General features: G+C 31.4%; 13 protein-coding genes. All 13 read right to left on the bottom strand.

Translation table 11 applies throughout. The features are described 5' to 3' along the window. Nucleotides 1-33: 33 nt before the first annotated feature. The 13 genes from neuC to OYT91_RS16940 all read right to left on the bottom strand — a co-directional run bounded on the left by neuC (nucleotide 34) and on the right by OYT91_RS16940 (nucleotide 12,472). Nucleotides 34-1,155 carry a UDP-N-acetylglucosamine 2-epimerase gene (neuC, locus tag OYT91_RS17000; protein WP_281238879.1) on the bottom strand — a complete coding sequence of 374 codons (1,122 nt, stop codon included), beginning with the start codon at nucleotides 1,153-1,155 and terminating at the stop codon, nucleotides 34-36. A gap of 66 nt (nucleotides 1,156-1,221) precedes the next feature. Further along, the gene (locus OYT91_RS16995) at nucleotides 1,222-2,262 is read right to left on the bottom strand and encodes an N-acetylneuraminate synthase family protein (protein ID WP_281238878.1); all 1,041 of its coding nucleotides are present in this window, start codon (nucleotides 2,260-2,262) and stop codon (nucleotides 1,222-1,224) included. Nucleotides 2,263-2,389: 127 nt separating this feature from the next. Further along, nucleotides 2,390-3,082 (bottom strand): acylneuraminate cytidylyltransferase family protein, encoded by a 693-nt coding sequence (locus OYT91_RS16990; protein WP_281238877.1) that lies wholly within the window; start codon nucleotides 3,080-3,082, stop codon nucleotides 2,390-2,392. 206 nt (nucleotides 3,083-3,288) lie between these two features. Beyond that, complete coding sequence (locus tag OYT91_RS16985; protein WP_281238876.1) at nucleotides 3,289-3,939, bottom strand: hypothetical protein; 651 nt, start codon at nucleotides 3,937-3,939, stop codon at nucleotides 3,289-3,291. A gap of 59 nt (nucleotides 3,940-3,998) precedes the next feature. Continuing rightward, entirely contained in the window at nucleotides 3,999-4,595 is a 597-nt protein-coding gene (locus OYT91_RS16980) for a hypothetical protein (RefSeq protein WP_281238875.1), read from the bottom strand. 7 nt (nucleotides 4,596-4,602) lie between these two features. Further along, nucleotides 4,603-5,697, bottom strand: coding sequence for a glycosyltransferase family 4 protein (locus OYT91_RS16975; RefSeq protein ID WP_281238874.1), 1,095 nt, complete (start codon nucleotides 5,695-5,697; stop codon nucleotides 4,603-4,605). Nucleotides 5,698-5,703: 6 nt separating this feature from the next. Next, a complete protein-coding gene (locus tag OYT91_RS16970; protein WP_281238873.1) occupies nucleotides 5,704-6,528 on the bottom strand; it encodes a polysaccharide pyruvyl transferase family protein in 825 nt (274 codons plus the stop codon). A gap of 6 nt (nucleotides 6,529-6,534) precedes the next feature. Next, nucleotides 6,535-7,608 carry a glycosyltransferase family 2 protein gene (locus tag OYT91_RS16965; RefSeq protein ID WP_281238872.1) on the bottom strand — a complete coding sequence of 358 codons (1,074 nt, stop codon included), beginning with the start codon at nucleotides 7,606-7,608 and terminating at the stop codon, nucleotides 6,535-6,537. 27 nt (nucleotides 7,609-7,635) lie between these two features. Then, on the bottom strand, nucleotides 7,636-8,547 hold the full coding sequence (locus tag OYT91_RS16960; RefSeq protein WP_281238871.1) for a glycosyltransferase family 2 protein: 912 nt from the start codon (nucleotides 8,545-8,547) through the stop codon (nucleotides 7,636-7,638). Then, a complete protein-coding gene (locus tag OYT91_RS16955; RefSeq protein WP_281238870.1) occupies nucleotides 8,544-9,419 on the bottom strand; it encodes a glycosyltransferase family 2 protein in 876 nt (291 codons plus the stop codon). Before OYT91_RS16955 ends, OYT91_RS16960 begins: the two co-directional genes overlap by 4 nt. 219 nt (nucleotides 9,420-9,638) lie before the next feature. Further along, entirely contained in the window at nucleotides 9,639-10,463 is an 825-nt protein-coding gene (locus OYT91_RS16950; RefSeq protein WP_281238869.1) for a glycosyltransferase family 2 protein, read from the bottom strand. 18 nt (nucleotides 10,464-10,481) lie between these two features. After that, nucleotides 10,482-11,192 carry a methyltransferase domain-containing protein gene (locus OYT91_RS16945; RefSeq protein ID WP_281238868.1) on the bottom strand — a complete coding sequence of 237 codons (711 nt, stop codon included), beginning with the start codon at nucleotides 11,190-11,192 and terminating at the stop codon, nucleotides 10,482-10,484. A 23-nt stretch (nucleotides 11,193-11,215) separates the two neighbouring features. Next, nucleotides 11,216-12,472 carry an ABC transporter ATP-binding protein gene (locus OYT91_RS16940; protein ID WP_281238867.1) on the bottom strand — a complete coding sequence of 419 codons (1,257 nt, stop codon included), beginning with the start codon at nucleotides 12,470-12,472 and terminating at the stop codon, nucleotides 11,216-11,218. Nucleotides 12,473-12,494 lie beyond the last annotated feature (22 nt).

The raw sequence follows: 12,494 nt of genomic DNA, 5'->3' as shown, positions 1-12,494 counted from the left end.
AGTTCAAAACTCTGAAAGGGTTAGAAAAGACTATTATCGATCTCTAAATTGTTTTTGATGATTCATTTGCCAAAAGGTCTCTTTTTGGAGGGATTCTAGAAATAGTTCGGCACTATTGCCTTGCCCAAAATCATCATCTGATTGTATTACTTTATGGGAATCGATTATTCTTAAGGCTTCAGAAATATTCCTTTCATTATAATCGACATTAATAATATCCGCATGAACGGCTCTGTTTTGTTGCCGAGTGCCAATATTGATAATCGGAATTCCGTAATAAGGTGCTTCGCGAATTCCGGCACTACTGTTCCCTAAAATGAATTGACTGTTTTTTAATAATGTTAAAAAATATTCGAATCTCAGGGAAGGAAAAATTCGGAATCTCGAATTGCCTTTTAATCGCTCATAAGCTGCCAAGATCGTTTTGCTTCCTAAATCATTATTGGGAAAAACAACAATATAATTATGTCTGTCCGCCAATAAAGCATTGACAAAATGAGTTGCATACTGTTCCATTTCCTTTATTTCAGTGGTAACAGGATGAAACATTACAATTCCAAACAAATCAAAATCAATTTGATAATATTTCTTTGCAACCTTTAAGTCAGGAAGTTGATCTGAAAACATCACATCTATATCCGGTGAACCAATAGTAAAAATAGAATCTTTAATTTCTCCCATTTGTTTCAGCCTTTTGGCCGCTTCCGAGTTTGAAACAAAATGGATATGACTCAGTTTACTCACGCTATGGCGAATCAGTTCATCTACCGTTCCCGATACTTCGCCACCTTCAATATGCGCTACCAAAATATTATTCAAAGACCCAACTATGGCTCCTGCCAAAGTCTCTACACGATCCCCATGCACGAGAATTAAATCTGGCTTCACCGTTTTTACATAACTAGAAAGTCCTTCGATGGTTTTGGCCAAGGTCAAATCCATAGTGGTCTCATGAGTGTGATTCTGAAAAGTGTGTATATTTTTATACCCACAACGCTGAATTTCCAACAAAGTATAACCATATTCTTCCTGTAAATGCATACCCGTTACCGCCACAAAAACTTCAAATTCGGGTTGTTGTTCCAAAATTGAAATCAATGATTTTATTTTACCAAAATCGGCACGAGTACCAGTTAGAAATACGATTTTTTTCATTTATTTTTTTATAATCAACCAACCCTTTCAGCGTTTTGAACTCTGAAAGGATTAACTAGACATGAATTATTCAATATCTTCCCAAGTCAACTGAACATCATTAACAATTTCCTGAGTCGCTTTTTTACCCAAAATAGAATCAAAATGCTCAGCTAAAATCTTCCCTGTTCCAGGACGTTTCACCCAAATATTTTCTTTGGTAAATACTTCTCCTTTTTTTATATCAGCGATAGCACAAACTGTGGCAAAAGCAAAATCAATAGTTACTTGTTCTTCTTTTGCAGGTTCCTTGACTCCCCCGCGCATTTGCCAAATCTCATTAGAATTTTCAATTAACTCATTTGTGGCTCGCTCATCCATACTGCACACAATATCTGGTCCGGTACGTTGCATGTGATCCGTAAAATGACGTTCCAAAATACTGGCACCCAAAGCCACTGCTCCCAAACAGGCATTGTTATTCAACGTATGGTCACTCAATCCAAATACTTTATCGGGGAAAGCATGGTGCATTTCCATCATCGCCCCAAACCGAACTAAATGTATTGGGGTTGGATATAAATTAGTCGTATGCAACAAAGCCACCGGCACTTCATGACGGTCAAAAATAGCAACCGCTTTTCGGATACTTTCTATGGTATTCATTCCGGTACTCAAAATAACGGGCTTACCAAAGGAGGCGATATGCTCCAATAATGGATAGTTATTGCATTCGCCAGATCCAATTTTATAAGCGGGAATATCAAACTTTTTCAATCGTTCCGCAGCGGCACGGGAAAAGGGGGTAGAAATAAAAATCATCCCTTTACGCTCCACGTACATTTTCAATTCCAATTCATCTGCTTCATTCAACGAACAGCGCTCCATGATTTCATATATGGAAACATCTGCATTTCCTGGAATAACTTTTTTGGCAGCTCCAGACATTTCATCTTCCACAATATGAGTTTGATGTTTTACTACCTCAGCTCCTGCTCGTTGGGCTGCATCAACCATTTCTTTGGCTACTTCTAATGACCCTTCGTGATTGATACCAATTTCGGCAATAACTAAAGGAGGATAATCGGGACCGATTTTTCTACCGGCTATTTCTATAAATGGATTCATTTTTTATTTTTTGCTTTGAAGTTCAATTTACTTTGAAAAAAATCACCATTAGCCCCTCCCAAGAAGGGAATACGATTCTGCTACCATTTTATCTAAAGTTTAATTCGTTTTTTTTCACTACCAACTCCTATCGGGAGAGAGTGTGTTTCTTAAGTAAATACTCCGAATATTCCAAGTCCTCTGGCGTATCAATGTCTATATTGGCAAAAATATGATTTACTTCGAATGGAAAAGCGTTTTCAGAAATAATTTTGCTATCGGCTAGAGTACAGTCGGGAGGCAAAATCAAAGATGCTTTAGATATATATAACAGTCCATTTTCGAAAAACAAAGGTTCCAGATCCTGACTGCGTTGCCCAATAGTATAATTAAAGGGTTGAAATTTATTTTCAGTTATTTTTCCGAATTTTTGATGGTTTCTGGTAACGGTAAAAAGACTGTCGTATTTCCCTTTTTTATAAATATCAAAAGCTTCCTTTAACAAATTTTGTGGTCGAAGAGGATTTGTCGGTTGTAGTAAAATCACATTTTCAACATCAGATTCAATAGATTCTAAAACATGTTTCACTGCAGTAATTGTAGGCTCCAAATCACCCGAGAGCGCTTCTGGCCTATCAATAACTTTAGCTCCATTAGCCAAAGCTACCCTTTTGATGGTAGAATCATCTGTAGAAACATAAATATCATCTATAATAGTACTATTAGCCAAAGCATATTGAATGGAATGCACCAATAAAGGCAATCCCCCAAACAATTGAATGTTCTTTTCTGGGATGCGCTTCGATCCGCCACGGGCAGGAATGATGGCTATGTTTTTCATCTGTTTTATTTTTTATAACAAACAACTTATATCAAACTATAATATAAATTGAAAATTTGATTATGCTATGTAGATGGATTTAAATAGCAATAGCCTTTTTGGCTCTATTTATGATGGAATTCATTCCTTTCAACCAACTTTTAGTAGAATACAATTCGGGTGATATCGTAATTTGAAGATCAGTGTTTTCAACATATTCAAGATAATTATCTATTTATCTTCCTAATTCTTATTTTAAAAAAAGTGAGTACTTTTTTATTAAACCAATATAGTCTCATTTTGTATGTTGGATTTACAAAAATCAATTGCCCTCCGCCTATATAACTTTTACTACTTCTACCTTCATGAGCATAAGAAGGATTCTTCTTCAAAGTAATAACATTAACATGTAAAGATTTTGGAAACAAATTCAAAACCATCTTGGTTTGTTCTTGCCTTCCTCCTTCAATAAAAACAATAGCATTCTCGCTACAAATATCTAGTAACTTAATTAAACTTTCATCTGAACCATCTATTATTATTAAATCATATTTTCTATCAGTCAAAGAATTCAAGCCAAAAAAAACATTAACTTGATTATATAATGTAACATTTTGAGGCAAAGCTTTCAAACAAAAACCATTGTTTTCTGTTCCATGATAACAAACACTTAAATTTCTGCTAGCTACATATTTCAAAATAGTATCAGAGACTGAACCTATACCCATTCCTACTTCAAGAATACTTTTTATTTTAAAACACTCCATTATCCTTAATAAGGATTCTAATGCAAACTCACTAGCGATATAATCACAACCCTCTAATTCACAAAATTTTTTATAATTACTTTTTGCAAGCGATTTAATTTCTAATCTCATTATATATAATGTATTTTCTTTTAATCTTTTTTCAAACTAGTTCGAAGAAATTAATAAAACTACCCCTTCCTTTTTAGATGATAAATCGTTTGTCCTCTCCATTGTGTTTCATCACAAATTCTATAATTGTATTTTTCAAAAATTGTTTCCAGTTCATTTTTGGAATAATCACTTAACCAACCATTTTTAATTCTTGAAATGTTTAGATTATCCGAGCAACAATATGACAGCACAATTTGATCAATGTTATTTGAAATTTCAGAAAACACAGCATCAATATCATAAACATATTCTAAAACTCCACTGAAAACTGCTGCAGTATAACCCGATAAGTCAATAGTGATAGGTTCGTTTAAATTACAAACTAGCATTTTTGGATTCCGTTTTACAATATCAGTTGGGGTATATCTTTTAAAGTGTAAGGTTTCCAAAATCATATTACCGGCTCCAAACTCAATCACTTTACTATCTATTTGAATAAATGAACCTAACAGCAAGGTTCTTTCATTCCAGTCGTTGAATAATTGATCGTTTTCTTTCCAACGTTTAACATCTGACTCTTTTTTTGATCTCAAATTGTAAATTCGAAACGCTTTAATTTTATCTTTTACTAGATTAATTCCTGAAAGAATAAAAGTTTTAATTATTTTTATCATGTCTATTTTATGAATTCAATGTAATTTTAGCATTGGTAATAATTTCATTCATGCCAATATTCCAACTTTTAGAGGAATATAGATCTGAATCAATTCTAATATCCTCTCTCCGATTTTCTATAAAATCTAAAATAGCCTTTTCCCATGCTGTTACAAAATGAGGATTTTCAATCAATCTACCCAGTTTACCATACTGCATTACTTCAGGAACACCTCCAATAGCAGAAACTATACAGTAATTCCCACAATGCAAAGCTTCAATTAAACTCAACCCAAATCCTTCGTGACAAAGCGTAGGAAACAAATAACAATCGGAAGCTTGAAAATATTGTGGTAATGCATCGTTAGGAATCCTACCTAAATATTCCACTCCGTCTTGAGTCGCTTTGATCTCACAACCTATCACCCACAACACAATATCTCGGCGGTTTTTATAAATTCTCTTCCAAGCATCTAAAATAAGATGGAGCCCTTTTTTAGGGCGATTTTGTGAACACCAAACAAAAACCGTTTTATCAGCTACTTGTTTTTTTGTTTTTAACTTTAATTTTTCTGTAGCTGAAACTGGAAAAAATCGTGTAGTATCTATTCCGTTATACAACACCGAAAAACGAGTGGGTAAAACGGTGTAATAGCTCTTATGTGCTTTATAAGAATCGTTAGTCAACACCACCATCTCATCAATGGTATCGAAAAAAAATCGGTATCTAAGATCTCCATAAAAAGGAGAAAAACCATGATAAAAAAATTGCAAATACACCTGTTGTCGCATTCCTGTTTGATTTAAAAAATTGGTCAATGGTGCTACTATGCCATAATTATCTACGATTTGAATAATATATTTTTCTTCTTTTTTAAAAATCTTTCGCAATGCCTTAAAATATCCTAAATAAATATTCTTCGAAGCTTTTACTTGTACCCTAGTTATTAAATCATTGACCACACAGCTATAGCCAACGTTATCCCATTTTACTTTTGGTTCGGGACATACAATGAAATCTATCAAATGTTCTTCTCTTATATAATTTTTATACAAAGTGGTCCAACTTCCAATATTGGAAAATGGCAAAGGCACTTGTGAGATAAGGATAACTTTAGTCATTTTAGGTTATATAAATGGACAACATGCCATTAACTGTGATTGTATTGCTTCTATTTTTTCCTTTTTAGGCAAAGTAAACTCTTTGTAAAAATTAACCAAGATTTCATCTAAAGCAAAAAATGCTGTTAAATTTAATGGTTTAGGCGTAACCAAGTTAACCGATTCAAAATAATCCTGGTATTTAACACCATCCCCATAAATTTTATTTGAAAACTCAGCCCAAATAGCAGGTACTCTGTAAGCATGTGCAACAATTAAACCATGAAGAGAAGATGAAATTACAGAATTACAAGATGCAATTAATTGTGTAACTTGTTCTACATCATTTGTCATTAAGTCGATTACAACAACATTTTCTATATCTCGATAATGTAATAATACTACTTCATAATCAACATAGTGTGGAATAATTCCTAATTCAAATTTCTTAATTACTACGGGCTTAAAAAAAACTGGCATCAATAATGCAGGATCTCCATAAATTTCAGGAACATTGTGCCCTTGTTGAATCAATACTTTTCTGGTTTGAGGTCCTCTAACAGCCAAAAAAGTAGCTTTATTAATTTTATGTTCTCTAGAAATTATTCCGCTGCCCCAAACTATACAATTACCCTTAACTTGACTTAAAATACTACCAACTGTAAAATAAATTTTCGTAAAAGTATTTTTTAGTTTTCTTTTACCAGGATGCACCCAAACTACATTTCTATTGGAAATTTTTTCAACAATATATTTCCCAATAAGATCACCATAATTCTCTTTAGCCTTTTGTGTTAAATGAATTTCACTCCACCAAAACAACGAAACTTTTTCCTCTGAAAATATCCACATTTACATTTATGTTTTAATCTTAAAAACCAAGGTTTTCAAATCACTACCAACTTGATAACTATAAGGTTGAGTGTGATAAAAAGAAACTACATGCTGTAAAATCATATCATTTATAGTTTTTAAATCATAAAACCTATTTGTCTTTTTCCTCATTAATTGTTTTATTTTGTGCTTTAATGAATTAACCTCTTGATTTTCCTTGATCTCGATGGCAAGAATTTCATTTTTAGACTTTGGCAATTGATGAAACAAAAAATAATCAATTTTAGTTTTATTATTATCCATCTTCATAACTGCTACTTTATTTAAGTTATCAAAATCTTCTAAAGAAATACAATTACCCCAATCACAATGGTTTACTTTAGTCACTCTTTTATCTAAATTATTAACCAAATGCAAATGATTATGTTCAACAATACCGGAAAGTTGCAATTCTAAATTTAGTCTTTTTGTTTCTCTCTTTCTATAATTAGGATGCCATTGATGAAGCATCATAATCGCAGTGTCAAAATATGCAATAGTACACCCTAAACTACGCAATCTATTATGCAAATCTGTATCTTCGGCTCCCCAAAAATGAAAAAACTCATCATATCCTTGAACCTCTTTAAGCTTTTTAACAGGCAAAAGAGATATCCCGGTGGCCTCATGATTAGTGTAGAATTTTATCTGATATTTGTTAAACGCTAATGACTTAGAGCTTTCTAACTTTGACAAAAATCCTACTTTAAAATAAGTAATCGTCGTTTCCTCACATTTGGAAATTAGTAAGGAAACCAACTCAGGATGAAAAATCATATCCACATCTGCCACAAAACAATAATCCGTGTCACACTTTTTAATAGCAAAGTTTAGAGCCTTACTCTTATTCCAAGGTTGAAATCTTGTATACAAATAAAAATAATTCACAAAAGAATACGATTGTAAAAGACATTCCACATCATTGGCCATTTCTTGCTTAGACCCATAATCCACAAATAGCACTTTAAAACGCTGATCCGTTTGCAGTGCCAATGAATCTAAAGATCGTTTAATACGTTCTACTTCTCGGTTGCGATATGGGTATAGAAAAGTAATCATTCTGCTTTACTAAATATTATATACTTTTTATAAATATGATTGTTTTGCTTCTCTATTCATTTGATAACTTTCTTTTACATTCATTTTTTTTAGCATACCATAATATCTTAAATCAGTTTTAGCCTTTTCTATATTGAAATTTAAAAAATTAAATATTACCCTAAATAAAATTTTCCTTTTGAACTTTGAATAATTTAGAACATCATCAGTATTCACATTTGCATACTTGATTATAGCCTGATTTCTGAAATATCTATCTGAAATAGCAACATTAATTTGCTTACTACTATATTTAACAACTCCATTATTAGTGGTATCATGAAAAATTTTAACATTAGGAACTACTGCCAATTTGAGATTATGATAAACTACTCTTTGACAGTAATTGACATCTTCTCCATAATGAAAAAAAATAGGATCAAATCCTCCTACAATTTTCAATGTCTTAATTGGTAATAACCATGCTGACGCATTAATAAACTTTGGCTCGATATAAAATTTTTTTAATTGATTGGATAACAAAAAATCTTTAAAAAATTCATTATTAAAAAAACCGAACTCTAAACCATCTCCTTCCCAATTTAAATGAATTGGTGACAAAACTCCTAAATCTTTATTTTTTTTAGAAACTTGAATTAATGCCTCAATGGTTGTTCTTTCAATTTTAGCATCTTGATTTAGTAAAAAAACAAATTCTGCATTTTGGTTTAAAGCATAAGACATACCAATATTATTAGCTTTTCCAAAACCTAGGTTTTCCTTTTGCTCAAATAAGATTACTTCTGGAAAATTACTTTTTATGTATTTAACTGTTTCATCTGTACTATTATTATCAACCACAATAACTTCTATAGGTACTGTGCTTTGAAAAAGGCTTGCCAAACAATCACCAATCCATTTCATCCCATTAAATGTGACAACAACAGAAAATAATTTCATCTTTTAATTTTGTTTTTAATGAATCTATAGAAATCTCCTAACTTACTTTGACTTTTAAATAATTTCCATTGTCTATTTAGGTGTAATCGCCAAAAAAGTTTACTATATAATGTTTTATTCAATATTGCTATTTCATCATTATATGAAAATTTATTTTTGAAAGTAGCTTGTTCTGGGTGAAGTCTAAACCAAACTAATTCTTCATCAAGAAAACCTATTTTATAATATTTCATGACTCTATACCAAAATTCAAAATCGAGTGTTTGTTTTAGGTTTTTGCTAAAATAGCCAACTTTTTCAAAGCATTCTTTTTTTAATAAAACTGCTGTAGGTTCCCCAATTTTATTTAATGGTTCTCGCATTAAATTAAGATCTTTCAAATACAAATTCCCTTCAATAAATCCTTCTTTGATTTTCAAATTTGACCAATTTTGATGAAGATTTTTATTTATTACAATCCAATTCTTATGATCTATGTTATCTGAATCAAAAATAATGTTTCGTTTACAGTAGACCAAGCCAATTCTGTTATCTAACAAACTTAATTCTATCATTTTTCGTATACAATCCTTTTCTAAAACATCATCCTGAAAAAGAAACTTTATAAACTCTCCATTTGAATTTCTAACACAATTATTCCAATTTTCTCCAATACCTTGAGGAATATGATGGAAAATAAAATATGGAATAGAAGCTTTTCCTAATCGTAATTTTATAATTTCTAAAGTGGCATCCTTTGAATTATCGTCCGAAATAATAATTTCAATATTATTATAACTTTGTTGTATTGCAGATTCAATTGCTGCTAAAATAAACTTGCTCCCATTATAAGTTGGTATACAAATAGAAACAAGAGGACTCTTTTTAATCATGATAATACTTTTTTCATTAATTCATCTAATATCATAAAAAGCTGTTTTGTCAATTCTACAAGTAAAAACCGATTTAAAAAATCATCCAATAATATCACTTCAAAATTGGAATAGGTTTGATTAAAAACACTCTCCAATCACTGCTCCAAATATTTGGAATGGTTGTAGTTTGGGATGATAATTGAGATTAACGGTTTCAAATGACAAAAATGTATAATATTAATTTATTCTAAAAATTTGACATCTTAATAAGGTGTTTAAAAACAATTTAAGTACAAATTTCTCACTTCTTAATTTTATATTAAAAGATTTTTCTTTTGATTTCATATCATGATAAATGGCTTTAAGTTGTAATTGATACAATTTAGAATATTTTTTTATAACATACTCATTATTAAGTTCAAGCATTTTTTCAGTAAATGAATGGATCATAGAATTTCTAGTCACTCTATACTTAAAAGTAATTTTATTTAAATGATAAAATTCAACGTTTAAAACCCCTAAAGCTATCCAAAAACCCCAGTCTTCATGACCTTGATATGGCATATTCTCGTCATAACCTCCAACGTCTACCCAATTTTTTTTTCTGTAAATTGCACAAGCATCAATATAATTACCGATAAGCATTTTTGACATTTCAAATTCATCCACTTTCCATAAGCCCGATTTTTCACCAAAATATTCTGCATCACCATGAACCACACCAATTTCATTATTATTTTCTAAAATTGCTATCGCTTCCTTTGCAAAATCATTCGCTACTAAGTTATCTGAATCCAAAGGTAAAATATATTTCCCTTTTGCTTTTAAAATGCCAAAATTTCTAGTCTTACCTAAACCCTCATTTTGCTTTGAAAAATATTTAAACCTCTTATCACGATTTGCCCATTTTAAAGCAATCTCTTCGGTTAAATCAATTGAGCCATCATTAACAATTATAGCTTCCCACTCTTGAAAATCTTGATTTAAAACAGACTCCAAAGTGCTTTCTAAAGTTGCTTCAGAATTATAACAAGGTATAATTATGGATAAAATTGGATGCATAGTATTAATTTACTTTTTCTATTTAATTACAAAACCATATAGACCAGAATACATTTCACCATTACTGAAATTGGATTTTCTTTTATCTTTCTTTATCAATAGATTAGTAAAAAAAAACAAAAAAGGTTTAATTATTATTCTATACTTTTTGGACAATTGAAAATCATTCCATAACGCTAAAGTTAAAGCTACATGATAATGAAATCCTCCTAGTGGTTTAATTTCCCATGAAGAAAATTTTGACATTTTAAAATGTTCGTCTAATGCATTTGGTGTAAATCTATGGTAATCAAAAGGAGATTCATGAAGCGGCCATACATTAGGCACTGTAAAAAAGAATGTCCCCCCAGGTTTCAGTACTCTATTAATTTCTTGAAGGATATGCTTTGTATCAAAATAATGCTCTAAAAATTCGGTTGCAATGACGAAGTTTACTGAAGCATCATCCAATGGGATTTTCTTTCCATCCCAATAATAATCAGGTTTAATAGTATTATGATATTCTGTTGATTCCAAATCAACACCAATATAAGTTTCAATATTACTATTATTTAAAAAATCTTTATATGGCATTACTCCACATGCTAAATCTAGAACACGCCCATGTATAATTGGTTTTAATTCGATAACAGCATTAAGTAATGATTTCCTAATTAAATAAAATGACAAAAGCATTTTATTTGAATTAAGATTTATAAACCAATCTTCAATATGTTTTTTTTCCATCATTTAAGTAATAATTTACATACTTCTTAATAATTCCATTTTCCTTCATCTATATATTGACAAACATTATTTTGCCAACCCCATTCCGGCTCTCTCTTGTCAATCATTTCAACTTGAAAACCACAACAATCAAATTCTTGATACTTTATCCTTGTTTTAGAATTAGCTAAATGTACTTTAATATAATAATTCCCTTTATATAATCTTAAATTTGAAAATTCAAAACATATTTTATTTACCCCTTTTCTCCGACATATAGGAATATCTTTATCAAAAATATAATTGTATATAATAGCCTTATTTAAACTATCAAAAATTTGAAATGAAACAGACAAATTTTCGTAATTTTCCTTAGGCATTGATATCTCGAAATTAATCATTAAAGATTTTCCATTTGCTTGTAATGTTCCTCCTTCAGAAGTGATTACTTCTACTTTAGTTACTGAAGGTTTACCAATAACTTCCTTTTGAACAAAAACCTTATCATCTTGCTCCATCGAAGAATAAATTGATATTGCTTTATTAGTTTCTTCAATGGCAAAAATATTACCATTTTTCAAAACAATAGTTCTTGTAGCAAGAGTGCTTATTGCACTTAAATCATGACTCACAAACAAAACCGTTCTCCCTTCCCCTTTCGATATATCCTGCATTTTGCCAATGGCTTTTTTCTGGAACTCGGCATCGCCAACGGCCAATACCTCATCTATCACCAAAATTTCAGGCTCTAGAAAAGCAGCCACGGCAAAAGCCAAACGTACGGTCATACCACTACTATACCTCTTTACGGGAGTGTCTATGTAGCGTTCGCAACCGGAGAATTCAACAATCTCGTCAAGCTTGGAGGCAATTTCTTTTTTGGTCATTCCGAGAATGGCTCCGTTCAAGTATATGTTTTCTTTACCAGTCAACTCCGGATTAAAACCCGTACCTACTTCAAGCAGCGAGGCAATACGCCCACGAGATTTAATGCTTCCTGTGGTGGGTGCAGTCACCTTAGATAATATTTTTAATAAGGTAGATTTTCCTGCTCCATTTTTCCCAATGATTCCCAGAACTTCACCTCGCTCTACTTCAAAATTAATGTCCTGCAAAGCCCAAACATACTCACTGGTTCCCTTAGTAGAGCGGTCATTGGTATCACCAATTTTCAAGTAGGGATTTTCCTTTCCACGTACTTGATGCCACCAACGATTTAAGTCATGGCTTAAAGTTCCCGTACCTACTTGACCCAAGCGGTATTGTTTGGATATGTTTTCAGCTTTTAATATAATATCTTTCATAATTCGTGAGCCGTGAATAGTG

It is taken from the genome of Flavobacterium praedii (genome assembly GCF_026810365.1).
Lineage (GTDB): Bacteria > Bacteroidota > Bacteroidia > Flavobacteriales > Flavobacteriaceae > Flavobacterium > Flavobacterium praedii.
The sequence above is the reverse complement of the archived record's forward strand: the minus strand, read 5'-3'. Positions and strand labels throughout refer to the sequence as shown.

Bases quoted from the DNA above. Each gene is read 5' to 3' on its own strand.
- neuC (WP_281238879.1), bottom strand. From the start codon at position 1,155: ATGAAAAAAATCGTATTTCTAACTGGTACTCGTGCCGATTTTGGTAAA.
- OYT91_RS16995 (WP_281238878.1), bottom strand. From the start codon at position 2,262: ATGAATCCATTTATAGAAATAGCCGGTAGAAAAATCGGTCCCGATTAT.
- OYT91_RS16990 (WP_281238877.1), bottom strand. From the start codon at position 3,082: ATGAAAAACATAGCCATCATTCCTGCCCGTGGCGGATCGAAGCGCATC.
- OYT91_RS16985 (WP_281238876.1), bottom strand. From the start codon at position 3,939: ATGAGATTAGAAATTAAATCGCTTGCAAAAAGTAATTATAAAAAATTT.
- OYT91_RS16980 (WP_281238875.1), bottom strand. From the start codon at position 4,595: ATGATAAAAATAATTAAAACTTTTATTCTTTCAGGAATTAATCTAGTA.
- OYT91_RS16975 (WP_281238874.1), bottom strand. From the start codon at position 5,697: ATGACTAAAGTTATCCTTATCTCACAAGTGCCTTTGCCATTTTCCAAT.
- OYT91_RS16970 (WP_281238873.1), bottom strand. From the start codon at position 6,528: ATGTGGATATTTTCAGAGGAAAAAGTTTCGTTGTTTTGGTGGAGTGAA.
- OYT91_RS16965 (WP_281238872.1), bottom strand. From the start codon at position 7,608: ATGATTACTTTTCTATACCCATATCGCAACCGAGAAGTAGAACGTATT.
- OYT91_RS16960 (WP_281238871.1), bottom strand. From the start codon at position 8,547: ATGAAATTATTTTCTGTTGTTGTCACATTTAATGGGATGAAATGGATT.
- OYT91_RS16955 (WP_281238870.1), bottom strand. From the start codon at position 9,419: ATGATTAAAAAGAGTCCTCTTGTTTCTATTTGTATACCAACTTATAAT.
- OYT91_RS16950 (WP_281238869.1), bottom strand. From the start codon at position 10,463: ATGCATCCAATTTTATCCATAATTATACCTTGTTATAATTCTGAAGCA.
- OYT91_RS16945 (WP_281238868.1), bottom strand. From the start codon at position 11,192: ATGATGGAAAAAAAACATATTGAAGATTGGTTTATAAATCTTAATTCA.
- OYT91_RS16940 (WP_281238867.1), bottom strand. From the start codon at position 12,472: ATGAAAGATATTATATTAAAAGCTGAAAACATATCCAAACAATACCGC.